Origin of the sequence: Streptomyces klenkii (genome assembly GCF_003626645.1) — a bacterium.
Classification (GTDB): domain Bacteria; phylum Actinomycetota; class Actinomycetes; order Streptomycetales; family Streptomycetaceae; genus Streptomyces; species Streptomyces klenkii.
This window is the reverse complement of the sequence record NZ_RBAM01000008.1, coordinates 88,388-112,449: the sequence shown is the minus strand read 5'-3', so window position 1 is coordinate 112,449 and position 24,062 is coordinate 88,388. Positions and strand designations below refer to the sequence as shown.

Here is a 24,062-nt window from a genome sequence, read left to right as displayed (position 1 = left end):
GGTATGAAGCGGCCCATCCGCCGGGCGCTGGTCAGCGTCTACGACAAGACCGGGCTGGAGGAGCTGGCCCGTGGTCTGCACGAGGCCGGTGTCGAGCTCGTCTCCACCGGCTCCACGGCCGCCCGGATCACCGCGGCCGGCGTCCCCGTCACCAAGGTCGAGGAGCTCACCGGCTTCCCCGAGTGCCTGGACGGCCGCGTGAAGACGCTGCACCCGCGCGTCCACGCCGGCATCCTGGCCGACCAGCGCCTCGACGCGCACCGCGAGCAGCTCGCCGAGCTGGGCGTCGAGCCCTTCGAGCTGGTCGTCGTCAACCTCTACCCGTTCCGGGAGACCGTCGCCTCCGGCGCCTCGCCCGACGAGTGCGTCGAGCAGATCGACATCGGCGGCCCCTCGATGGTCCGCGCCGCCGCCAAGAACCACCCCTCCGTGGCCGTCGTCGTCAGCCCCGGCCGCTACCAGGACGTCCTCAAGGCCGTCGCCGACGGCGGCTTCGACCTCACCGCCCGCAAGCGCCTGGCCGCGGAGGCCTTCCGGCACACGGCCGCGTACGACGTGGCCGTCGCCGGCTGGTTCGCCGATGACTACGCGGCGGAGGACGAGAGCGGCTTCCCCGCCTTCTTCGGCGCCACCTTCACCCGCGCGAACGTGCTGCGCTACGGCGAGAACCCGCACCAGCCCGCCGCCCTCTACACCGACGCCTCCGGCAAGGGCCTCGCGCACGCCGAGCAGCTGCACGGCAAGGAGATGTCCTACAACAACTACGTCGACACCGAGGCCGCGCGCCGGGCGGCGTACGACCACGCCGACCCCTGCGTCGCCATCATCAAGCACGCCAACCCGTGCGGCATCGCCACCGGTTCGGACGTCGCCGAGGCCCACCGCAAGGCGCACGAGTGCGACCCGCTGTCCGCGTTCGGCGGCGTGATCGCCGTCAACCGCCCGGTGACGGTCGCCATGGCCGAGCAGGTCGCCGAGATCTTCACCGAGGTCATCGTCGCCCCGGCCTACGAGGACGGCGCCGTCGAGGTGCTGGCCCGCAAGAAGAACATCCGCGTGCTGCGCTGCGCCGACGCGCCGTGCGCGGTCACCGAGGGGCGGCCCGTCGAGGGCGGCCTGCTGCTCCAGACCAAGGACCGCCTCCAGGCCGAGGGCGACGACCCGGCGAGCTGGACGCTCGCCACGGGCGAGGCGCTCCCCGCCGCCGAGCTCGCCGAGCTGGCCTTCGCCTGGCGCGCCTGCCGCGCCGTGAAGTCCAACGCCATCCTGCTCGCCAAGGACGGCGCGACCGTCGGCGTCGGCATGGGCCAGGTCAACCGCGTCGACTCCGCGAAGCTCGCGGTGCAGCGCGCGGGCGAGGAGCGGGCGCGCGGCTCGTACGCCGCCTCCGACGCGTTCTTCCCCTTCCCGGACGGGCTGGAGGTGCTCACGGCCGCCGGCGTCAAGGCCGTGGTGCAGCCGGGCGGTTCGGTCCGTGACGAGCAGGTCGTGGAGGCCGCGAAGGCGGCGGGCGTGACCATGTACTTCACGGGCACGCGGCACTTCTTCCACTAGGAATCGTCCACTAGGACTCTTCCCCAGGAACGGCAGGAGGCCCGTACCCGCAGTGCGCGGGTACGGGCCTCCGGGGCCGCCGGCTCAGAAGCGCGGACGGCGGAACCACTCGTTCGAGGCCTGCTTGGCCGCGAAGACGATCACCAGGATCGACAGGATCAGACCGAGGATGCCGATCCCGTAGAAGATGATGCAGACCAGGCCGCTGATGATGCCGAACGCCGCGTAGACGATCGAGCCGACGCGGACGCCATTGCCGCCCTTGGCGTAGCGCACCGCGAGAATGATGCCGAGGATCGCAAAGATCACGGCCAGCGCGGCCAGGAACGCGAAAACGCCCTTTCCGGCGTCGAAGACCGTGTCGGCATCCACGGTGTCGCCCTGAGCGGTGGTCACCGAACCGCCGCCGTGGGTCTTCTTCGCGTCACTGATCGCCGCGACCGCGGCGACGCACAGGCCCGCCACGATCACGTGCACCGCGGCGATCGCGTACAGCATGATGCGGGCCGCCTTGGTGACGCCCGGCATCACCTGCGGGCCCTGCGGCGCGCCGGCGTAGCCGCCCTGGCCCTGCGGGTAGGCGGCGTAGGGCTGGCCGGGCTGGGCGCCCTGGGGCTGCTGCGGATAGCCGTAACCGGGCGCCTGCTGGGGCGCGCCGTACGGGTTGTTCTGATCGCCGAAGCTCATGGCTGGCTATTTCCTCCGTTGCTGTCGTGCGGGGACGGCGCGGGCATTCGGAGGAGAGTTGTGTCGGCGGCTCGCCCCCGTTTTTCGCCCACGGCACGCGGATCATCGTTATCGGGGCTGTGACATTTGTCCAGCCGATACCCGTATCGGCGGGACCGCAGGGGCTCCCGGTAATAACCGGTGCGAATTCGTCACCAACTGCGGGCCGCCCTGATTGGAACCATGGCCGCCCCATCCGGGAGGATGGTGTCATGACCGCCCAGATTCTCGATGGCAAGGCCACGGCAGCAGCGATCAAGTCCGAACTCACGGCGCGCGTGGAGGCGCTGAAGGCCCGCGGCGTCCAGCCCGGTCTCGGCACCCTCCTCGTCGGCGACGACCCCGGCAGCAAGTGGTACGTGGCCGGCAAGCACCGCGACTGTGCCGAGGTCGGCATCGCGTCCATCCAGCGCGAACTGCCGGACACGGCCACGCAGGAGGAGATCGAGGCGGTCGTCCGCGAGCTCAACGACAACCCCGAGTGCACCGGTTACATCGTCCAACTCCCCCTTCCCAAGGGTATTGACACCAACCGCGTCCTGGAGCTCATGGACCCGGCCAAGGACGCCGACGGCCTGCACCCCATGAGCCTCGGCCGCCTCGTGCTGAACGAGCCCGGCCCGCTGCCCTGCACCCCCAACGGCATCATCGAGCTGCTGCGCCGCCATGACGTGGAGCTCAACGGCGCGCACGTCGTCGTCGTCGGCCGCGGCATCACCGTCGGCCGCTCGATCGGCCTGCTGCTGACCCGCCGGACCGAGAACGCCACGGTCACCCTCTGCCACACCGGCACCCGTGACCTCTCCGCGCAGCTGCGCCAGGCCGACATCGTCGTCGCCGCGGCGGGCGTGGGCCACCTGATCAAGCCGGAGGACATCAAGCCCGGCGCGGCCGTGCTGGACGTCGGCGTCAGCCGCGACGGCGACGGCAAGATCATGGGCGATGTGGACCCGGCGGTCGCCAAGGTCGCCGGCTGGGTCTCCCCGAACCCGGGCGGCGTCGGCCCGATGACCCGGGCCCTGCTGCTGGTCAACGTGGTGGAGGCCGCGGAGCGTGCCGCCGGCGGCGGGCATGCGGGCTGAGTCTGCCGGGTCGGCCGGGCCGGGCGGACCCGCCGGGTCCAACGGCGCGGCGGGATCTGACGGAGCAGCCGGGTCCGGCGGTGCGGCGGGGTCCAACGGCGCGGCCGCACCGGCCGGGACCGGTGGGCCGGCCGGGGTGAACGGGACCGCCGGGGCCGGTGAGCCCCGGCAGGAGCCGGGCGCCGGCCGTGGCCGGCGGTTCCAGCTCACGCGGGACACCGCCCGCCCCGAGGGCGGCGGGCGCGCCGCCCCCGGGGACGCGCCGGCGCCGGCGCGCCAGTGGCCGCTGCTCGCGGTCATGGGCGTGACCGGGCTCGGGCTGCTGATCGTCGCCTTCGACGCGTTCCGGGTCGGGACGCTGCTCATCGGGCTGGCGATGATCGGCGGCGCGGTGCTGCGCTGGGCGCTGCCGTCCGTGGGCATGCTGGCCGTGCGGTCACGGTTCACGGACATGATCACGTACGGCGGGCTGGGTGCGGCGATCCTGCTGCTGTCCCTGATGGCGCAGCCGCACCCGTGGCTGAAGGTGCCGTTCCTGGAGGACGTCCTCCACTTCACGGTCTAGCCCCGGACCCCGAAGACACGGTCACGCGGTCGCACGGTCCAGACGTGACCGCGTTTGCCCGATTTCGAGTAGCTTGATGACGAGGTGATCCCTTTCCTGCCCCACGGGCGGGGAAGGGCCGGCGCTGCCCGCGAGAGGGACGGTCCCCGTCATGGCCAAGATCAAGGTAGTCGGCCCGGTCGTCGAGCTCGACGGCGACGAGATGACCCGGATCATCTGGCGGTCCATCAAGGACCGGCTGATCCTGCCTCACCTCGACATCGACCTGAAGTACTTCGACCTGGGCATCGAGAACCGCGACGCCACGGGCGACCAGGTGACCGCCGACGCCGCGCACGCCATCCTGGAGCACGGCGTCGGCGTGAAGTGCGCGACGATCACGCCGGACGAGGCGCGGGTCGAGGAGTTCGGCCTCAAGGCGATGTACCCCTCGCCCAACGGCACCATCCGCAACATCCTCGGCGGTGTGATCTTCCGCGAGCCGATCATCATGGCGAACGTGCCGCGGCTCGTCCCCGGCTGGACGAAGCCCATCGTCGTCGGCCGCCACGCCTTCGGCGACCAGTACCGCGCGACCGACCTGAAGGTCCCCGGCGCGGGCACGCTCACCATGACCTTCACCCCGGCGGACGGCTCGGACCCCGTCGAGCTGAAGGTCTTCGACTTCCCGGGCCCCGGGGTCGCCCTGTCGATGTACAACCTGGACGCGTCGATCCGCGACTTCGCGCGCGCCTCGTTCCGCTACGGCCTGGACCGCGGCTACCCGGTCTACATGTCCACCAAGAACACGATCCTGAAGAAGTACGACGGCCGGTTCAAGGACCTCTTCCAGGAGGTCTTCGACGCCGAGTTCCGGGCGGAGTTCGAGCGGGCCGGGCTGACGTACGAGCACCGGCTCATCGACGACATGGTCGCGTCCGCGCTGAAGTGGCCCGGCGGCTACGTGTGGGCCTGCAAGAACTACGACGGCGACGTCCAGTCCGACGCCGTCGCGCAGGGCTTCGGCTCGCTCGGCCTGATGACCTCGGTCCTGATGACGCCCGACGGCCGCACGCTGGAGGCCGAGGCCGCGCACGGCACCGTCACCCGCCACTATCGCCGCCACCAGCAGGGCAAGGCGACCTCCACCAATCCGATCGCCTCCGTCTTCGCCTGGACCCGGGCCCTGGCCCACCGCGGCAGGCTGGACGGTACGCCCGATGTCACCACGTTTGCGCAGTCTCTGGAGCGGGTGTGCATCGAGACGGTGGAGGGCGGGCAGATGACTAAGGACCTGGCGTTGCTCGTCGGGGCGGAGAGTCCCTGGCTGACCACCGAGGAGTTCCTCGCGGCCCTCGACGCGAACCTGCGGCGGAAGCCGGCGCCGGCGGCCGTGTGAGCGGCCGCGGTGACCGGTCCTCCACCCCCGTGGGAGGACCGGCCACCGCCCGGTTAAGAGGATCTTGAACCGATGTTCCGGTTTCAAGATCTTCAAGCCCGCTGTGGCGGGGAGGTGACGGATCCGCGACGATTTCGCCGTCCCGTATCAGTTGTGCAGCAGATGTGACAAGGGCGCGGGGCGTGGCCCCTGATTAACCCAAATGCCACGATGCGCCCCGCCCATGGGAACTGCCATGCTGGATTGCGGCATCCCCCTGGGTAGCCAGCACCGGTGGCTGCGGATGGGGCGCCGCGCCACAGCACGTCACGGCAGGGGTCACGGAACGGGACGACGAACCCGTACGTATCGGGGGACAGGGGAGTGCAATGCCTCGTTGGAGGGCGCTACCGGAGGAACTGGACCCGGAAGTGCGCGAATTCACCGAACAACTGCGCAGACTCGTGGAGCGCAGCGGGCTGAGCGTCGGCGCCGTCGCGGACCGCACCGGATACAGCAAGACGTCGTGGGAGCGCTATCTCGGCGGGCGGCTGCTGCCGCCGCTGGGGGCCGCGGAGGCGCTCGCCGAGGCGACCGGGACCGACGTGGTCCACCTGAGCACGATGTGGGAGCTGGCCGATCGGGCGTGGAGCCGGAGCGAGCTGCGGCACGACTCGACGCTGGAGTCGGCGCGGATCGCCCGGGCGCGGGCCGCGCTGGGCGAGTTCGGGCCGCCGGAGAGTATGACGCAGGCCGCGGGCCCGGGGCCGGTGCAGGGCGCGGTGCAGGCCTCCCGGGCCGACGGGCAGCCGGGGGCGGTCATCTCGGAGCCGCTGTGCCACGAGGCGGCGCGGCGGGCGACGGAGGAGGAGAGCGCTTCGGGGGCGGCGGGCGCTGCGGGCGCTTCGGGTGCTGCGGGGCCCGGCGGCTCCCCGGCCCCTTCCGGCGCCTCCGGCCCCCCTGGCCCTTCCGGCTCTTCCGGCCGCCCCTCCGACTCGTCCGGCTCTTCCGGCCCGGCCCAGGGGCCGCAGGCCGTCCCGCGGTCGGCTCAGCCGCCCGACTACCGGGCGAACGCCATCCCGGCCGACGGCCCCCCGGCGCGCCGCCGGGCGGCCCTCTTCGTCACCGGCGTCGTGGGCGCCCTGCTCGTCGTCGCGGCGGCGGTCCTGCTGCTGGGCGTGGGGGACGGCACGGACTCCGGGTCCGGCCCGGTGGCGCCGCCCGCCTCTCCCTCCGCCGTCCTGCCCGCCGGGGTGAAGTGCACGGGCGCGGAGTGCGGCGGCAAGGACCCCGAGGCCATGGGGTGCGGCGGCGGCAGGGCGACGACCGCCGGCTCCGCGACCGTCGGCACGTCGTACGTCGAGGTCCGCTACAGCCAGGTGTGCGGCGCGGCCTGGGCGCGGATAACGCAAGCCGTCCCGGGCGACGCCGTCCGGATAGACGCGGCCGCGGACGGCGGCGCGCCCGCCCGTACGGAGTCCGGCAAGGTCGTGCGCGACGCCGACGGCTACACGCCGATGGTCGCGGTCTCCGAACCGGGCAAGGCGAAGGCTTGCGCGACGCTGACCACGGGCGCCAAGGGCTGCACGACGCCCCGGGGGACGCCCGCGGCGGGGTAGGGCGGGGTCCCGCCCGCGGCCCCGGAGCGGGTCCGGCCACGGCACGGTGAGGCGTCCCACACCGGGCCGGGGGTTCGGAGCGTGCCGGGTCGGATAGCCTGACGCCGGATCTCTTGATACCGAGAGAGATCCGAACATCATGGGCAGGGACACCCACCCCAGTTCGCAGCAGGAGATCGCCATGACCCGCACTCCCGTCAATGTCACCGTCACCGGTGCAGCCGGCCAGATCGGCTACGCGCTGCTCTTCCGCATCGCCTCCGGTCAGCTCCTCGGCGCGGACGTGCCGGTCAAGCTGCGCCTGCTGGAGATCCCGCAGGGCCTGAAGGCCGCCGAGGGCACCGCCATGGAGCTCGACGACTGCGCCTTCCCGCTGCTGCGCGGCATCGACATCACCGACGACCCGAACGTCGCCTTCGCGGGCGCGAACGTCGCGCTGCTGGTCGGCGCCCGCCCGCGCACCAAGGGCATGGAGCGCGGTGACCTGCTGGAGGCCAACGGCGGCATCTTCAAGCCGCAGGGCAAGGCCATCAACGACCACGCCGCGGACGACATCAAGGTCCTCGTCGTCGGCAACCCGGCCAACACCAACGCCCTCATCGCCCAGGCCGCCGCGCCGGACGTCCCGGCCGAGCGCTTCACCGCGATGACCCGCCTGGACCACAACCGCGCGATCTCGCAGCTGGCGAAGAAGACCGGCGTCGCCGTCTCCGACATCAAGCGCCTGACGATCTGGGGCAACCACTCGGCCACCCAGTACCCGGACGTCTTCCACGCCGACGTCGCCGGCAAGAACGCCGCCGAGGTCGTGAACGACGAGGCCTGGCTCGCCGACACCTTCATCCCGACCGTCGCCAAGCGCGGCGCGGCCATCATCGAGGCCCGTGGCGCGTCCTCGGCCGCCTCCGCTGCCAACGCCGCGATCGACCACGTCCACACCTGGGTCAACGGCACCGCCGACGGCGACTGGACCTCCATGGGCATCCCGTCGGACGGCTCCTACGGCGTCCCCGAGGGCATCATCTCGTCCTTCCCCGTCACCACGAAGGACGGCAAGTACGAGATCGTCCAGGGCCTGGAGATCAACGAGTTCTCCCGCGCCCGCATCGACGCCTCGGTCCAGGAGCTGGTGGAGGAGCGCGACGCCGTCCGCGCCCTCGGCCTCATCTGACCGGTCCGGCCCGCAAGGCCTTCCACGGGAGTGCCCCGGCAGCAACAGCTGCCGGGGCACTCCCGTTTTTCGCGCACAGACGTTCCGCGGTACGCCCGTACGGGGTCGTTTTTCGGCCCGCCATTCGGGTGCAAGGAGGGGTTCGCGAGAAGCGGATTGGCTTATTGTGAGTTCTCCGACAAGCCGTCAACTCCTGCCTCTTCGCAGGTGAGTTCGACGATCGGAGAGTTCGTGACGTTATCCACAGGATCCGCAAGAACTGATCAGGCCAAGTCGTCCGCGCCGGTGACAACGGCCGGTACCGGTGCCACCAGGCCGGACGCGCGGAGCGAAGCCACCCGGCTGCTGTGCGCGGGGGCCTACCTCGACCTCGGCTTCCGCCGGCGCGTCATCGAGGAGCTGGTGGAGCACGAGGAGCGGCCGATCGCGCCGTCGCTGGGGATCGACGTCGTGCCGGTGCTCACCCACGCGCTGCGGGCGCGTACGCAGGACGTGCTCACGGCGGTGCTGCTGGCCTGCTTATGGGCCGCGTTCTTCGCCTCCGGGTTCGTGAGCGACTCGGACAGCCTCCCGGACGTGCCGCTTCCGTGGGCCGGCATCTACGCCATGGTGTGCGTGGCGCACTGGATCGGGCAGGCCGCCGCCGGGCACGGGAGCGCCGTCTACGCCGTCGACAAGTCGACCCTGCGCCGGGCCCTCAAGGGACGGGTCTCGCTGCGCGCCCTGCGGGCGGTCGGCCCGCCCCTGCTCCAGATCGGCTACTGGATCGCCGTCATCGTCGCCCTGCTGAACGGCGTGGGCAGCTGGACGGCCGTCCTCTTCCCGCTGCTGCTGGTGCTGCCCGTGTGGATGCACCGCTCGCGGGTCGCCACCGTCATGCGGCTGGAGCTCGGGCGGGAGGCGTTCGCCCGCCACCCCCGCGCGGTGCCGCGCTCGCGCCACCACCGCCGCATCGCGGCGACGATCGACCGCGAGCAGTACGCGGGACTGACCATCTACGACCCCTCCCGCCCGTTCATCGGCATGGGCCGCCCGTACGAGCCGTGGTCGTTCGTCCTGGAGCTCAAGCCCCGCAGCGGCGGGAACGGCGGCAAGGACCTCAGCAAGGGCGGCGGCAGCGGCGACGGGCGCCCCGCGTTCACCGCCCGCGCCGTCGTGGACCTGATCCGGCCCCGCCTGGAGGCGCTGCGCGACTCCGCCGCCGCGACCAGCCGCGACCGGCTCAAGGACCTGGAGATCGAGGAGTTCGTCTACCTCCCGGTGGGCCCGCACCGGCCCGAGGTCCGCTACGACGAGCTCGTCGTCCGGCAGCACCTGAGCGAGGCCGTGGACGAGGGCGGCGAGGCGCGCCGCTACTTCCTGCGGGTCCGCGTGGGCGCGTGGGACGAGCAGGTCGTCGTGTCCGTGCTGGTCAGGGTGCACACCCAGGGCGGCATGCTGGTGCTGGAGGTCGTGCCGCACGTGCTCATGCCGGTCAAGCCGGAGTTCCGCGCGGTCGACGTGATCGCCTCCCGGGGCGAGGACGACATCCTGCGCGACGGCGCCCGCGCCCTGCTGACCGCGCCGGCCGCCGGGTTCGCGTCCGCCGTCTCGGCGGTCCGCACGGCCGTCGCCGGCTTCCGCACGTGGCTGGCCGACCCGCGCCGCGCGGTCCCGGACGGGCCCGCCGGTTCGGTGCGGGAGATCGCCGGGGTGCACTCCATCTCGCTGTTCCAGGAGATGGACATCAGCCGCTACGTGAAGACGGTCCAGGACCGGATCGCGAGCGGCGTACGGGACGCCCTGCGCTCCCAGGGCTACGAGACCGATCAGTTCGAGCAGCAGATCGTGCAGGTCAGTGAGGGTGGCGTCTTCATCGGCTCGATGAGCGGCGGCGCCGTGGCCGCGGGCAGCGGCGCGCAGGCCAGGAACACCACGAAGGACGGGGGATCATGACGGATCGCAAGGATCACGGGGACCACAAGGGCGGCGGGAACGGCACCGGCGGCGGCATCGCCATCGGGCGGATGACCGGCGGCGCCGTCGCCGCGGGGGAGCGGGCCCAGGCCGAACACCGCGGCACGGGGCGGCAGAACCCCGGCCAGAACGCCGGCCAGAACGCTGGTCAGGACGCCGGAGGGAGCGGCAGCGCGAACGAACGCTTAAGCGACAACGCGCCCGTGAGCGTGCCCGCGGACGTGCCCCGCGCCGGCGGCATCGCCGTGGGCGAGCTCTCCGGGGGCGCGGTCGCCGCGGGCCGGGAGGCGCGGGCCGTCGACTCCCGCGACGCGCTGGCCGTGCCGCCCGAGCTGCTGGAGGCCGTCACGGCCCTGCGCGCGCAACTGCCCCTGCTCGTACGGTCCGAGGGCGACGGCGTCGACGCGGTCGGCGACGAGCTCGCGGGCCTGGAGGCGGAGGCGCGCCGCACGGGCCGTACGCAGCGCGGCCGCCTGGTGCGGCTGCGGGCCCTGCTGACCAGCGGAGCCACGGCCGTCGGCGGTCTGGCCTCGGCGGCCGCGGTCGCCGATGCGGCCGGCCGGCTGCTGGCGTGAGGGGGCGGGGCGCATGAGCCGCTGGGACGCGGATCTCCAGCAATGGGTGGCGGACGACCCGCCGGGGCGCGGGCCGCGCGCGGACGACGAACCGTACGACGGCGAGGAGACCGAGGTCCGTCTGCTGCCGGGCCCGCCGGACGGCCTGCCCGAAGGGCCGTCGCACGCGGCGATCCTGGCCGGCGCGCTGGCGGGCGTGGTCCTCGCGGGCGGCCTGGGCGTCGGCGCCTGGGCCATGCTGCGGGACGACGGTACGGACACGGGCGGGCGCGGGGGCCCTTCACCGGGGCCGAGCGTGAGCGGACTGCCGACGCCCGGGCCGTCGTACAGCTATGACGGATCGTCGACGTCCGGCACGACGACGGGCGTGACGGGCAGCACGGGCAGCACGGGCAGCACGGGCACTACGGGTTCCACAGGGACGACCACCGGCGGCTTCAGCGGTGGTTTCCCGGGCGGTTACAGCACGAGCCCCCCGGTCACCCCCTTCCTGGGCAGCGCAGCGTCCGCCCCCGCCGGCTTCGAGCGCACGCGGGACGCGGCCGGCTTCCGCGCCGACGTGCCGTCGGGCTGGGAGCGCAGCGAGGAGGGCGCCAGCGTCTTCTACAAGCAGGCGGACGGCAGCAGCCTGATCCAGGTGTTCACGCTCACCGGACCGGAACCGACGCCGTACGCGTCCCTGGAGGAGACTGAGCGGGCGGTGGCCCGCAACAAGGGCTACCGCAAGCTGTGGCTGACGCAGGAGAACGCCCCCTCGGCGGGTGCCGCCGAGCTGGCGTACACCTACGTCCGGCCGGACGGGAGCGTGCGGCGCGTTGTCGACCGTGCGTTCACCGGCCCCGACCGCCGGCAGTACGCCCTGCTGGTCGCCGGGCCGGACGACGAGTGGACGCGTCACCAGGAGATCTTCCGGGTGCTGCTGGGCTCGTTCTGCCCTTCCGGCTACTGCGCGAGCAGCGACGCTCAGTGACCCGTGTCACTCTTTGTAAAGAATGAGGCATAGCTTTTCGCCTTTTGGTTAGGCGCGTCCCGTTGCCGCCCGAGCGCCCTGCCCGGCGGCAGCGGGACCGTCCAGGAACCGGAAGGCAGAGAAGAACATGTCGTCAGCCGAGACCATCCACATCGACGGGGTGTGGCGTGCCGCCGCGTCCGGCGCCCAGCGGGAGGTGCTCGACCCCGCGGACGCCAAGACCCTCGCCGTGGTCTCCGAGGGCGGCGCCGACGACACGGACGCCGCCGTCGCCGCGGCCCGCCGCGCCTTCGACGGCGGTCAGGGCGCCTGGCCGCGCACGCCCGTGGCCGAGCGGGCGGCGCTGCTGCGCCGCGTCGCGGACCTCCTCCAGCGCGACCGCGAGGAGATCGCGCTGACCGAGAGCCGGGACACCGGCAAGACCCTCGAAGAGGGCCGCATCGACGTCGACTGCGTCACCGACGCCTTCCGCTACTTCGCCGACCTCGTCATCGGCGAGGGCGCCGGCCGCGTCGTCGACGCGGGCTCGGACACCCTGCACAGCATCGTCGTCCACGAGCCGGTCGGCGTCTGCGCGCTGATCACCCCCTGGAACTACCCGCTGCTCCAGGCCAGCTGGAAGGTCGCCCCCGCGCTGGCCGCGGGCAACACCTTCGTCATCAAGCCCAGCGAGGTCACCCCGCTGTCCACCGTGCTGATGATGAAGCTCCTGGCGGAGGCCGGCCTCCCGGACGGCGTGGGCAACCTCGTCACCGGCGCGGGCGACCCCGTGGGCGCCCGCCTGTCCGAGCACCCCGACGTCGACCTGGTCTCCTTCACCGGCGGCCTCACCTCGGGCGTCAAGGTGGCCCAGGCCGCCGCACCCACCGTGAAGAAGGTGGCCCTCGAACTCGGCGGCAAGAACCCCAACGTGGTCTTCGCCGACGCCTGCGCGACCGACGAGGACTTCGACACCGCCGTCGACCAGGCCCTCAACGCCGCGTTCATCCACAGCGGCCAGGTCTGCTCGGCCGGCTCCCGCCTCATCATCGAGGAGTCCGTCCGCGAGCGCTTCGTCACCGAACTCGCCCGCCGCGCCGGGAAGATCCGCCTCGGCCGGGGCACCGAGGAAGGCGTCGAGTGCGGCCCGCTGGTCTCCGCGCAGCAGCTCGACAAGACCGAGGCGTACGTCGCCTCCGCCCTCGCCGAGGGCGCGGAGCTGCGCTGCGGCGGCGCCCAGCCCGAGCCGAACGAGGTCCGCCCGGAGGGCGGTTACTTCTACGCGCCGACCGTCCTCGACCGCTGCCACCGTGCCATGAAGGTCGTCCGCGAGGAGACCTTCGGGCCGATCCTCACCGTCGAGACCTTCCGCACCGAGGACGAGGCCGTCGCCCTGGCCAACGACACCGAGTACGGCCTCGCCGGCGCCGTGTGGACCAAGGACGCGGGCCGCGCCCGCCGCGTCGCCGGCCGGCTGCGCCACGGCACGGTGTGGATCAACGACTTCCACCCCTACCTGCCGCAGGCGGAGTGGGGCGGCTTCGGCAAGTCCGGCACCGGCCGCGAGCTCGGCCCCGCCGGCCTGGCCGAATACCGCGAGGCGAAGCACATCTACCAGAACCTCGCGCCCGAGCCGGTGCGCTGGTTCGCCGGCTGAGCCGGACCCTTCCGCAAGCGAACCGCACCCATTCCGTAAGCGAAGAACCTTCCTGCCCCGAGGAGCACCCCCATGCCCCCTGTCGAAGCCCAGAAGATCACCGCTGACTACGTCGTCGTCGGCGGCGGCACCGCCGGCTCGGTCATCGCCTCCCGCCTCGCCGAGGACCCCGCGACCTCCGTCGTCGTCATCGAGGGCGGCCCGTCCGACATCGACCGCGAGGACGTGCTGACGCTGCGCAAGTGGCTCGGCCTGCTGGGCGGCGAGCTCGACTACGAGTACACGACCACCGAGCAGCCCCGCGGCAACTCGCACATCCTGCACAGCCGGGCCAAGGTGCTGGGCGGCTGCTCCTCCCACAACACCCTGATCTCCTTCAAGCCGCTGCCCTCCGACTGGGACGAGTGGGAGGCCGCGGGCGCCGCCGGCTGGGGCGCGAAGGCCATGGACCCCTACTTCGGCAAGCTCCGCAACAACATCGTGCGGGTCGCGAAGAAGGACCAGAACGCCATCGCCGCCGACTGGATCGAGGCCGTCAAGAGCGCGCTCGGCGTCCCCGAGGTCGTGGGCTTCAACGACCGGCCCTTCGACGAGGGCGTCGGCTTCTTCGACCTCTCCTACCACCCGGAGAACAACAAGCGCTCCTCCGCCTCCGTCGCCTACCTCCACCCCCACATGGAGGCCGGCGACCGCCCCAACCTCCGCCTCATGCTGGAGACCTGGGCGCACAAGCTGGAGCTGGAGGGCACCCGCGCCAAGGGCGTCCACGTCCGCACCAAGGACGGCGAGGAGATCTACGTCGAGGCCGGCCGCGAGGTGCTGGTGTGCGCGGGCGCCGTCGACACGCCCCGGCTGCTGATGCACTCCGGCATCGGCCCGGAGAAGGACCTCGAAGCGCTCGGCATACCCTGCGTGCTCGACCTGCCGGGCGTCGGCGAGAACCTCATCGACCACCCCGAGTCGGTCATCGTCTGGGAGACGAACGGACCCCTCCCGGGCAACTCCGCGATGGACTCCGACGCGGGCCTGTTCATCAAGCGCGACCCGGAGCACCAGGGCCCCGACCTGATGTTCCACTTCTACCAGATCCCGTTCACGGACAACCCCGAGCGGCTGGGCTACGAGCGCCCCGAGCACGGCGTGTCCATGACCCCCAACATCCCCAAGTCCCGCGCCCGCGGCCGCCTCTACCTCACCTCGGCCGACCCCGAGGCCAAGCCCGCCCTCGACTTCCGCTACTTCGAGGACGAGAGCGACTACGACGGCCGCACCCTCGTCGACGGCATCAAGCTCGCCCGCGAGGTCGCGAAGGCGGAGCCGTTCAAGAAGTGGCTCAAGCGCGAGGTCTTCCCCGGGCCGGACGTCACCGAGGACGCCGAGATCAGCGAGCTCGTCCGCAAGGCCGCGCACACCGTCTACCACCCCGCGGGCACCTGCCGCATGGGTGCCGCCGACGACGCACTCGCCGTCGTCGACCCCGAGCTGCGCATCCGCGGCCTGGAGAACATCCGCATCGCGGACGCTTCCGTCTTCCCGACGATGCCCGCGGTGAACCCGATGATCGGAGTCCTGATGGTGGGGGAGAAGTGCGCGGAGATGCTTGTGGCAGGCCCCGGCACCGGGGGTGACTCCCGATGAACGGCAATAGCGCCGGCACCGGCGATACCACCGAGCCCATGACCGAGCAGGCGCAGCCGGCCGAGGCGGACGCAGCTACCGCACCCGCCGTCTTCAGCGTCCGCAACCTGTGGAAGGTCTTCGGGCCGAAGGCCGACCGCGTCCCCGGCAGCGAACTCGCCGCGCTCTCCCCCGAGGAGCTGCGCGAGCAGGCCGGCTGCACCGTCGCCGTCCGCGACGTCTCCTTCGACGTCCGCCAGGGCGAGGTCTTCGTCGTCATGGGCCTGTCCGGCTCCGGCAAGTCCACGCTCGTCCGCTGCCTGACCAGGCTCATCGAGCCGACCTCCGGCACCATCGCCATCGACGGCGAGGACGTGTGCGGCATGGACAAGGGCGCCCTGCGCGACCTGCGCCGCCACCGCGCGGCCATGGTCTTCCAGCACTTCGGGCTGCTCCCGCACCGCTCCGTCCTCGACAACGTCGCCTACGGCCTGGAGATCCAGGGCGTCGGCAAGGCCGAGCGCCGCGCCAAGGCCGCCGAAATGGTGGAGAAGGTCGGCCTCGCAGGACTTGAGGACCGCCGCCCCGGCCAGCTCTCCGGCGGCCAGCAGCAGCGCGTGGGCCTCGCCCGCGCCCTCGCCGCCGACCCCGAAGTCCTCCTGTTCGACGAGCCGTTCAGCGCCCTCGACCCGCTCATCCGCCGCGACATGCAGGAAGAGGTCGTCCGCCTGCACCGCGACGAGGGCCGCACCATGGTCTTCATCACCCACGACCTGTCCGAGGCCCTGCGCCTCGGCGACCGGATCGCCCTCATGCGCGGCGGCCGCGTCGTGCAGTGCGGCACCCCCGAGGAGATCGTCGGCTCCCCGGCCGACGACTACGTGCGCGACTTCGTCCGCGACGTCCCGCGCGAACAGGTCCTCACCGTGCGGCGCGCCATGCGCCCCGCCGCCGCGGACGAGTCCGAGACGGGCGAGACCCTCGCCCCCACGACGACCGTCGCCGAAGCGATCGAAACCGTGGCCCGTACGGGCACCCCGGCCCGAATCGTCGAGGGCGGCCGCTGCGTCGGCGTCGTCGACCACCGCAGCCTGCTCGACGTGGTGGCGGGACTGGACGCCGGCACGGCACCGGACGCCGGCGAGAGGACGGCGGCATGACCGTACACACAGCATCGCCGCAGGTGAAGAGGGCACCGCAGGGCCGCGACGCCTCGGCGCCGCACCCCGCGGTCCTCCTCCTGCGCACCCTGTGGGCGCGGCCCGCCGCCCGCAAGCTGCTCGTCCTCGCCGTCGCCGCGGCCGTCCTGGGACCCGTGGCGGCAGCCACCCACGGCAGCGGCACCTGGCCCTCCGCGTTCACCGTCGACCTGACCAAGCCCCTCACCGGGGCCAGCGACTGGATCATCGACAACCGCGACAGCCACTGGGCCTTCCTCTACTTCTTCGGGCACATCAGCGGCGCGATCATCGGCGCCGTGCATGCCGTCTACACCGTCCTCCTGGCCCTCGGCTGGGCCGGCGTGACGGCAGCGGCGGCGCTGATCGCCTGGCGGGTCGCGGGCGTACGGGTCGCCGTCACCGCCCTCGCCTCGTTCGCCGCCTGCGGCCTGCTCGGCATGTGGGTGCCCACGATGCGCACCCTCGCGCTGATGATCGTCGCGGTGGCGGTGTCCGTCGCCGTCGGCGCGCTCCTCGGCCTCGCCGCGGGCCTGTCGGACCGCACGTTCCGCGCGCTGCGGCCCGTACTGGACACCATGCAGGCGCTGCCCGCGTTCGCGTACCTGCTGCCCGTCGTCCTCGTCTTCGGCATCGGCGTGGCCCCCGCGGTCCTCGCGACCGTCGTCTACGCCGCCCCGCCCATGGCCCGCCTCACGGCGCTCGGCCTGCGCGCCACCGACAAGGGCGTCATGGAGGCGGTGGACTCGCTCGGCGCGACCGGGCGGCAGCGCCTGCTGACCGCCCGGCTGCCGCTCGCCCGCCGCGAGCTGCTCCTGGGCGTCAACCAGACCATCATGATGGCCCTCTCCATGGCCGTCATCGCCTCCGTCATCGGCGCGGACGGCCTGGGAGACCGCGTCTACCAGGCCCTGTCCACGGTGGACGTGGGCAGCGCCCTGGCAGCGGGCATCCCGATCGTCCTGCTCGCGATCGTGTTCGACAGGATCACGGCCGGCTCGTCCACCCCCAGGCCCGCACGCAAGTTGTGGGCAACCGTTCCGCAGGGCGGAACGGCCCGCACCCGAACGGCAGCCACGTGGGCCGTGGCCGTTCTGGCCGTCCTGGGCCTGGCCCGGCTGTCCAGCCAGTCCTGGCCCGACACCTGGACCGTCGCCATCGCCGGCCCGGTGAACACCGCCAAGGACTGGATCGTCGACCACCTCTACACAGGACTCCCCGGCATAGGCGGCACCGCCGACCTCGCCGCGCACTACACCACCTGGATCCTGAACCCCCTCCGCGACGGCCTCCAGGCCCTCCCCTGGTGGGGCGCCCTCCTCATCGTGGCCGCCCTCGCCTGGCTGATCGGCACGTGGCGCACCGCCCTGACGGCGGTCCTCTCGCTCGCCGCGATCGGCGTGCTGGGCCGCTGGGAGCTGTCCATGGACACGCTCTCGCAGGTCATCGCCGCCGTCGCCGTCACCCTCGCCCTCGGCTTCGCGATCGCCGTGCCCGCCGCGCGCAGCCCGCGCGTGGAGCGGCTGCTGCGCCCGGTCCTGGACGTCTTCCAGACCATGCCGCAGTTCGTGTACCTGATCCCCGTCGTGGCCCTGTTCGGCATCGGCCGGGCCCCGGCCGCCGCGGCCGCCGTCGTGTACGCGCTGCCCGCCGTCGTCCGCATCGCGAGCGAGGGCCTGCGCCGGGTGAACCCGGGCGCGATGGAGTCGGCCCGCTCGCTGGGCGCGACCAGCGGCCAGCAACTGCGCCAGGTGCAGTTCCCGCTGGCCCGCCCGCAGCTGCTGCTCGCGGTCAACCAGGCCGTGGTGCTGGTGCTGTCCGTCGTCATCATCGGCGGCCTCGTGGGCGGCGGCGCGCTGGGCTACGAGGTCGTGTTCGGCCTCGCGCAGGGCGACCTGGCGACCGGTCTCACCGCGGGCGTGGCCATCGCCTGCCTGGGGCTGATGCTCGACCGGGTCACCCAGCCGACGAAGGGAGCGCGTGATGGCGCGTAGGACGAGGACCATGGCGGCCGCGGCCGCGCTCTGCACCCTGGCCGCCGCCGCGACCACCGCCTGCGGCGCGGCCGACATGACCAAGCAGGCCTCCCCGTACGCCGCCGCGGCGGGCACGAAGACCGTCACGCTGTCCGTGCAGTCCTGGGTGGGCGCACGGGCCAACACGGCCGTCGCCAAGTACTTGCTGGAGCACGAGCTCGGCTACCGCGTCGACACCGTGCAGGTGGACGAGGTCCCCGCGTGGGACGCGCTCAGCCAGGGCCGCGTCGACGCGATCATGGAGGACTGGGGCCACCCCGAGCAGGAGAAGCGGTACGTCGAGGACAAGAAGACCATCGCCCCCGGCGGCGACCTCGGCGTCACCGGCCACATCGGCTGGTGGGTGCCCAAGTACTTCGCGGACGCCCACCCCGACGTCCTCGACTGGCGGAACCTCAACAAGTACGCGTCGCAGCTGCGCGGCCCGGAGAGCGGCGGCAAGGGCCAGCTCCTGGACGGCTCGCCGTCGTACGTCACGAACGACAAGGCGCTCGTCTCGAACCTCGGCCTGGACTACAAGGTCGTCTTCGCGGGCTCCGAGGCGGCGCAGATCACTCAGATCCAGCAGTCCGCCAAGGACAAGAAGCCGTTCCTGACGTACTGGTACGAGCCGCAGTGGCTGTTCAACGAGGTGCCGATGGTGGAGGTGAAGCTGCCCCCGTACACGCAGGAGTGCGCGGACAAGGGCGCGAAGGACCCGTCGACGGTCAACTGCGCCTACCCCACCACGCCGCTGAAGAAGTACCTCAACGCGGACTTCACGCGGAAGGGCGGCAAGGCGGCCCGGTTCCTGAAGAACTTCCACTGGTCGAAGGCGGACCAGAACGCCGTCGCGCAGATGATCGCCGAGGACAAGCTGAGCGCGGACGAAGCGGCGAAGCGGTGGGTGAAGGAGAACCCGGAGGTGTGGAAGAAGTGGTTGCAGTGAGACACGGACACTGAGGCCACTGAGGCCACTGAGCGTGGCTCACCGGCCGAACGAGCGGCACCGGTTCTCCCGTGACCGGTGCCGCTCGTGCGTTCCGTTGCGGACCGCGTACGGGCCGGACCGTGCACGCACCGGACCGCGTACGGGTCGGACCGCCTACGCGTCAGACCGCGTACGCGCCCGGGCCCAGGCCCGTCGTCACGCCGATCCGGTTCCACGCGTTGATGGTGGTGATCATGGCGATGAGCTGGGCGAGCTCCTGCTGCGGGAAGTGCTTCGCGGCACGCTCGTACACCTCGTCGGACACGCCGCCGGGCAGCAGGGTGACCGCCTCGGTCAGGGCGAGCGCCGCCTGCTCCTTCTCGGTGTAGAGGCCGGGGGCCTCGTGCCAGGCGTTGAGGAGGTAGATGCGCTCCTCGGACTCGCCGAGCTTGCGGGCGTCCTTGGTGTGCATGTCGAGGCAGAAGGCGCAGCGGTTGAGCTGCGAGGCGCGGATCTTGACCAGCTCGATGAGGGAGGTCTCCAGGCCCTTCCGGGCCGCCCGCTCCAGGCTCAGCATCGCCTTCCCGACCTCGGGGGCGATCTCGTGGAGCAGCATGCGGGGGGCGTGGTGGTGGCCGGTGACCTGTGCGTTCGTGTTCGTCATGGGGACGACACTAGGACGCGGGCAGCCCACAGGTATGGTCCATTCCCATGGAGAAATCATGGGCCACTTCGAAGGGTGCTGCTGAGGCCGCTCCGGGGGTTGCGCCGGGGGTCGCACCGCAGGCCGGCGTCGGTGCGGGCGCGGACTTCCACCTGGACCTGAGCGGGCCCGGCGGCGTACGGGCGTCCCTGATCAGCGCCCTGCGCGAGGCCGTCCGCAGCGGGCGGCTGGCCCCCGGCAGCCGGCTGCCCTCCTCCCGTACGCTCGCGGCCGACCTCGGCCTGGCCCGGAACACCGTCGCCGACGCGTACGGCGAGCTCGTCGCCGAGGGCTGGCTGACCGCCCGGCAGGGTTCGGGCACCAGGGTGGCCCGGCGGGCGGCGGCGCGCCCGCCCGAGCGCCGGACGCCGCCCGTGCGGACGCCGCGGCGGCCCACCTACAACCTGCGCCCCGGGTCCGCCGACGTCTCCGCCTTCCCGCGCGCCGCGTGGCTCGCCGCGGCCCGCCGGGCGATGGCGGCCGCCCCGCACGACGCGTTCGGGCACGTCGACGAGCGGGGCCGGATCGAGCTGCGGACCGCCCTCGCGGGCTACCTGGCGCGGGCGCGCGGCGTGCACGCGGACCCGGAACGGATCGTGGTGTGCGCGGGGTTCACGCAGGGCCTGGGGCTGGTGAGCCGGGTGCTGCGGCAGCGCGGGACGCGGGAGATGGGGGTGGAGGAGTACGGGCTGTGGTTCCACCGGGAGGCGCTGGAGCGGGCGGGGCTGCGGTGCCTGCCGATGCCGCTGGACGGGGAGGGCGCCGGCATCGGCGTGCTGGAGGGCGGCAAGGCCGGTGCGCGGTCGGTGCTCATCACCCCGGCGCACCAGTTCCCGACCGGCGTGCCCCTGCACCCCGACCGGCGCGCCGCGGTCGTCGACTGGGCGGCCCGCACCGGCGGGACGATCCTGGAGGACGACTACGACGGCGAGTTCCGTTACGACCGGCAGCCCGTGGGCGCGTTGCAGGGCCTCGCCCCCGAGCGCATCGTCTACTTCGGCACGGCCAGCAAGTCCCTCGCGCCGGGGCTGCGGCTCGCGTGGATGGTGCTGCCGGAGCACCTCGCCGGCGAGGTGCTGGCCCACAAGCAGGCGGGGGAGTGGAGCTCGGGGGCCCTGGAACAGCTGACGCTCGCGGAGTTCCTCAAGTCCGGGGCCTACGACCGGCACGTGCGCGCGATGCGGCTGCGGTACCGGCGGCGGCGCGACCGGCTCGTCGAGGTCCTCGCCGAGCGCGCCCCGCACATTAAGGTCACCGGCATCGCGGCGGGCCTCCACGCCGTCCTCGAACTCCCGCCGGGCACCGAGCACCCGACCTTGCAGGCCGCGGCCTGGGAGGGCCTGGCCCTGGAGGGCCTCTCGCGCCTGCGCTCCACCCCGCCCGCGACCGGCGACCCCACCCCCGACGGCCTCATCGTGGGCTACGGCACCCCGCCGGACCACGCGTTCCCGGGCGCGCTGGAGGCACTGCTGAGGGTGCTGCCCCCGGCGGAATGAGCGGGGCGGCGGTCAGGCGGACCGGAGCGCGGCCCCGGCGAGGGCCTCGTCCTCGCGCCGGCGGGCGTCCATCGCCTTAGTCACCCCGAGCAGCGCTTCCTTGCGGCGGCGGAGCTCGGCCATCTGCTCGTCCAGCCGGGCGAGCTCGTCGCCCATGACCTGAACGCTGTGCTCGCAGGTCAGGAGGCCCGGGCCGCCCTGGGCGCAGGGCAGCAGGGTGCGGATGGTCTCCGTGGTCATGCCGGCGGCGAGGAACTCGCGGATGCGGCCCACGCGCTCGGCCGCGCCGGGGTGATACCGGCGGTAGCCGTTGGCGTCGCGCTCGGAGCGGAGGAGGCCCTGCTCCTCGTAGTAGCGCAGGAGCCTCGGGCTCACTCCGGTACGGCGCGACAGCTCTCCGATGCGCATGGGCGGTTCTCCCCCGTCAGGACTTGACCTTGACACTGATGTCATACGGCAACCTCGTGGCCATGACACAGATTCCCGCATTCACCACCACCGTCCACGGCTCCGGCCCCGGCCTGCTCCTCGCGCACGGCGCGGGCGGCAGCATCCAGGGCAACTACGCCCCGGTCATTCCGGCCCTCGCCGAGCGCCACACCGTCGTGGCCCCCGACTACCCCGGCTCCGGCGCGACCCCGCTCCCGGCCGGCCCGCTGACCCTGGACGGCCTCGTGGACGGGGTCGTGGCCGCGGCGGACGAGGCGGGCCTCGACACCTTCACCCTCCTCGGCTACTCGCTGGGCACCCTGGTCTCCGTGCGCACGGCGGCCCGCTACCCGGACCGGGTGCGCGGCCTGGTGCTCACGGCGGGCCTGGCCGCGGCGGACAACCGGACGCGGTCCTCCCTGGCGATCTGGCAGCGGCTGCTCGCGGCGGGCGACACCGAGGGGTTCGCCCACTTCGTCGCGCTGAGCGGCTTCGGCGAGGAGTTCTTCAACGCCGTGCCCGCGCGGGAGGTGCCGGCCTTCCTGAGCATGCTCGCCGGGGGCATCCCGGCCGGGACCGCCCAGCAGGCCGCGGTGGTGGCCGCCGCCGACACCACGCCCCACCTCGCCGGCATCTCCGTCCCCACCCTGGTGATAGCCACCCTTCAGGACACCCTCGTCTCGCCCGCCAACTCCCGTTACCTGGCCCGGCACATCCCCGGCGCGGAGTACGCCGAGCTGGACACCGGCCACGTCCCCATGGCCGAGAAGCCGCACGAGTGGGAGAAGCTGATCACGGACTTCCTCGCCCGAAAGGAACTCTGACGATCACTTGACCGAATCGCCGGACGTACGCGCGTTCCTGTGTTTGAGTGTGGCGCATCACTGGGCGGAGGGGGCACGGGGATGCGCGGGGTGCGGGCGGTGGCGGCCTTGGTGGCCGCCGTGGTGCTGGGCAGCGGGACGGCGGGGTGCGAGCTGATGTCCCCCGGCGACGACGACCAGGGGCCGATCAGCATCGGCACCACGGACACCGTCACCACGCTCGACCCCGCCGGGGCCTACGACGCCGGCTCCTGGGCCCTGTTCAGCAACGTGTACCAGTCGTTATTGACCTACACCCCCGGCACGGGCGTCCCCGTGCCGGACGCGGCGAGCCGCTGCGGCTTCCACGGCGGGGACCTGCGGACGTATCAGTGCGAGCTCCGTGAGGGGCTGAAGTTCGGCAACGGCCGCGAAGTGACCGTCAAGGACGTGCAGTTCTCCTTCGAGCGCATCAGACGGATCAAGTCCCCCCAGGGGCCGCAGTCGTTGCTCGACACCCTGCAATCGGTCACCACCGCCGATCGGACGATCACCTTCCAATTACGGGTCCCCGACGCCACGTTCCCGTTCAAGATAGCCACCGGCGCGGGCGCCATCGTCGACAGCACGCGCTACCCCGCCGACCGGCTCCGCTCCGGCACCGAGGCCGACGGCTCCGGCCCGTACCGCCTGGAGAGCTACCGGCCGCGGGCCGTCGCCGAGCTGCGACCCAGCAAGACCTACGAGGGGGCCGTCAAGCACAAGGGCGGCGCCGTCACCGTCCGCTACTACCGCGATTCGGCGGCGATGAGCCGGGCCTGGAAGCAGCGGTCCATCGACGTCGCCGGGCGCCTGATGCCGCCGGACGACATCGCCGGGCACTCCCTGTCGGACAGCGGCGTGAAGCTCATGGAGAGCACCGGCTCCGAGACCCGCTCCCTCTTCTTCAACCTGCGCGGCGGCTCCCCGTTCGAACAGCAGCCGGTCCGCCGGGCCGTCGCCGCCGTCATCGACCGCGAGGCCCTCGCGCGCGACGTCCACCGCCGCACCGTCGAGCCCCTGTACTCCCTGATCCCCCAGGGCCTCACGGGCCACTCCACGGCCTTCTTCGACCTCAACCCCCGGCCCGACCCCGAGGCCGCCCGCGCCCTCCTGCTCCGGGCCGGCATCTCCACCCCGGTCCGCTTCACCATCGCCTTCTCGCAGGGCGCCGCCACCGTGGAGGAGGCGGCCCTGCTGAAGAAGCAGCTGGAGGGCACCGGGCTGTTCGAGGTGCGCACGCAGTACGTGGAGTGGACGGAGTTCCAGAAGGGCTACGCCGCCGGGGCCTACGACGCGTACTGCGTCGGCTGGCTCGCCGACTTCCCCGACCCGGACAACTTCACCGGCCCGCTCGTCGGCCGGACCTCCAGCTTCCGCTCCGGCTACGACAACCCCGGGGTCGAGAAGCTCATCCAGGCCACGCAGAGCAGCTACCAGCGCAGCCGCGTCACGAAGGACTTCCGGGCCATCCAGGAGATCATCGCCCGGGACGTGCCCGTGGTGCCCCTGTGGCAGAAGAAGGACTACGTGCTGAGCGCGTCGTCCATCTCCGGGACCCAGTACCTCTCGGACGGCACCGGCCAGTGGCGCCTCTGGGAGCTCGGCCGCATCTGACGCGGGCCGGACGCGCCCCCGGG

At 72.6% G+C, this 24,062-nt stretch carries 20 protein-coding genes; 17 read left to right on the top strand and 3 right to left on the bottom strand.

Annotated features, from left to right (window positions below; genetic code table 11):
• The first annotated feature begins 3 nt into the window (after nt 1-3).
• The gene (gene purH / locus D7231_RS20420) at nt 4-1,554 is read left to right on the top strand and encodes a bifunctional phosphoribosylaminoimidazolecarboxamide formyltransferase/IMP cyclohydrolase (RefSeq protein ID WP_199739424.1); all 1,551 of its coding nucleotides are present in this window, start codon (nt 4-6) and stop codon (nt 1,552-1,554) included.
• An 84-nt stretch (nt 1,555-1,638) separates the two neighbouring features.
• On the opposite strand, the gene D7231_RS20415 is transcribed toward purH, so the two are convergent.
• Entirely contained in the window at nt 1,639-2,241 is a 603-nt protein-coding gene (locus D7231_RS20415) for a hypothetical protein (protein ID WP_120756922.1), read from the bottom strand.
• 251 nt (nt 2,242-2,492) lie between these two features.
• Between D7231_RS20415 and D7231_RS20410 the strand changes: the two genes are divergently transcribed.
• From D7231_RS20410 to D7231_RS20350, 13 genes are all read left to right on the top strand, one after another.
• Nucleotides 2,493-3,362: a bifunctional methylenetetrahydrofolate dehydrogenase/methenyltetrahydrofolate cyclohydrolase gene (locus tag D7231_RS20410; protein ID WP_120756921.1), complete on the top strand. Its 870-nt coding sequence runs from the start codon at nt 2,493-2,495 to the stop codon at nt 3,360-3,362.
• A gap of 136 nt (nt 3,363-3,498) precedes the next feature.
• On the top strand, nt 3,499-3,927 hold the full coding sequence (locus D7231_RS20405; RefSeq protein ID WP_120756920.1) for a DUF3017 domain-containing protein: 429 nt from the start codon (nt 3,499-3,501) through the stop codon (nt 3,925-3,927).
• Between the two features lie 151 nt (nt 3,928-4,078).
• Complete coding sequence (locus D7231_RS20400) at nt 4,079-5,305, top strand: NADP-dependent isocitrate dehydrogenase (protein WP_120756919.1); 1,227 nt, start codon at nt 4,079-4,081, stop codon at nt 5,303-5,305.
• 410 nt (nt 5,306-5,715) lie between these two features.
• A complete protein-coding gene (locus D7231_RS20395; RefSeq protein ID WP_338419868.1) occupies nt 5,716-6,903 on the top strand; it encodes a helix-turn-helix domain-containing protein in 1,188 nt (395 codons plus the stop codon).
• Between the two features lie 181 nt (nt 6,904-7,084).
• Nucleotides 7,085-8,074: a malate dehydrogenase gene (locus D7231_RS20390; protein WP_120756917.1), complete on the top strand. Its 990-nt coding sequence runs from the start codon at nt 7,085-7,087 to the stop codon at nt 8,072-8,074.
• Nucleotides 8,075-8,359: 285 nt separating this feature from the next.
• Nucleotides 8,360-10,009, top strand: coding sequence for a hypothetical protein (locus D7231_RS20385; protein WP_120756916.1), 1,650 nt, complete (start codon nt 8,360-8,362; stop codon nt 10,007-10,009).
• Entirely contained in the window at nt 10,006-10,605 is a 600-nt protein-coding gene (locus D7231_RS20380; protein ID WP_120756915.1) for a hypothetical protein, read from the top strand. Before D7231_RS20385 ends, D7231_RS20380 begins: the two co-directional genes overlap by 4 nt.
• Nucleotides 10,606-10,618: 13 nt before the next feature.
• Nucleotides 10,619-11,575 (top strand): hypothetical protein, encoded by a 957-nt coding sequence (locus D7231_RS36215; RefSeq protein WP_147449766.1) that lies wholly within the window; start codon nt 10,619-10,621, stop codon nt 11,573-11,575.
• A 127-nt stretch (nt 11,576-11,702) separates the two neighbouring features.
• Nucleotides 11,703-13,211 (top strand): aldehyde dehydrogenase family protein, encoded by a 1,509-nt coding sequence (locus D7231_RS20370; protein ID WP_120756913.1) that lies wholly within the window; start codon nt 11,703-11,705, stop codon nt 13,209-13,211.
• 72 nt (nt 13,212-13,283) lie between these two features.
• The gene (locus tag D7231_RS20365; RefSeq protein WP_120756912.1) at nt 13,284-14,849 is read left to right on the top strand and encodes a GMC family oxidoreductase; all 1,566 of its coding nucleotides are present in this window, start codon (nt 13,284-13,286) and stop codon (nt 14,847-14,849) included.
• 38 nt (nt 14,850-14,887) lie between these two features.
• Nucleotides 14,888-15,988: a quaternary amine ABC transporter ATP-binding protein gene (locus D7231_RS20360; protein WP_241999816.1), complete on the top strand. Its 1,101-nt coding sequence runs from the start codon at nt 14,888-14,890 to the stop codon at nt 15,986-15,988.
• Nucleotides 15,985-18,000, top strand: a complete 2,016-nt coding sequence (locus D7231_RS20355; RefSeq protein WP_120756910.1) for an ABC transporter permease — start codon at nt 15,985-15,987, stop codon at nt 17,998-18,000. Before D7231_RS20360 ends, D7231_RS20355 begins: the two co-directional genes overlap by 4 nt.
• The gene (locus tag D7231_RS20350; protein WP_120756909.1) at nt 17,990-18,970 is read left to right on the top strand and encodes an ABC transporter substrate-binding protein; all 981 of its coding nucleotides are present in this window, start codon (nt 17,990-17,992) and stop codon (nt 18,968-18,970) included. Before D7231_RS20355 ends, D7231_RS20350 begins: the two co-directional genes overlap by 11 nt.
• 163 nt (nt 18,971-19,133) lie before the next feature.
• On the opposite strand, the gene D7231_RS20345 is transcribed toward D7231_RS20350, so the two are convergent.
• Nucleotides 19,134-19,616 (bottom strand): carboxymuconolactone decarboxylase family protein, encoded by a 483-nt coding sequence (locus D7231_RS20345; RefSeq protein WP_120756908.1) that lies wholly within the window; start codon nt 19,614-19,616, stop codon nt 19,134-19,136.
• A 47-nt stretch (nt 19,617-19,663) separates the two neighbouring features.
• On the opposite strand from D7231_RS20345, the gene pdxR reads away from it, so the two are divergent.
• On the top strand, nt 19,664-21,151 hold the full coding sequence (gene pdxR / locus D7231_RS20340; RefSeq protein WP_120756907.1) for a MocR-like pyridoxine biosynthesis transcription factor PdxR: 1,488 nt from the start codon (nt 19,664-19,666) through the stop codon (nt 21,149-21,151).
• A gap of 12 nt (nt 21,152-21,163) precedes the next feature.
• On the opposite strand, the gene D7231_RS20335 is transcribed toward pdxR, so the two are convergent.
• Nucleotides 21,164-21,559 (bottom strand): MerR family transcriptional regulator, encoded by a 396-nt coding sequence (locus D7231_RS20335; RefSeq protein WP_120756906.1) that lies wholly within the window; start codon nt 21,557-21,559, stop codon nt 21,164-21,166.
• Nucleotides 21,560-21,621: 62 nt separating this feature from the next.
• On the opposite strand from D7231_RS20335, the gene D7231_RS20330 reads away from it, so the two are divergent.
• Nucleotides 21,622-22,404: an alpha/beta fold hydrolase gene (locus D7231_RS20330; protein WP_120757160.1), complete on the top strand. Its 783-nt coding sequence runs from the start codon at nt 21,622-21,624 to the stop codon at nt 22,402-22,404.
• 81 nt (nt 22,405-22,485) lie between these two features.
• On the top strand, nt 22,486-24,039 hold the full coding sequence (locus D7231_RS20325) for an ABC transporter substrate-binding protein (RefSeq protein WP_120756905.1): 1,554 nt from the start codon (nt 22,486-22,488) through the stop codon (nt 24,037-24,039).
• Nucleotides 24,040-24,062: the final 23 nt, after the last annotated feature.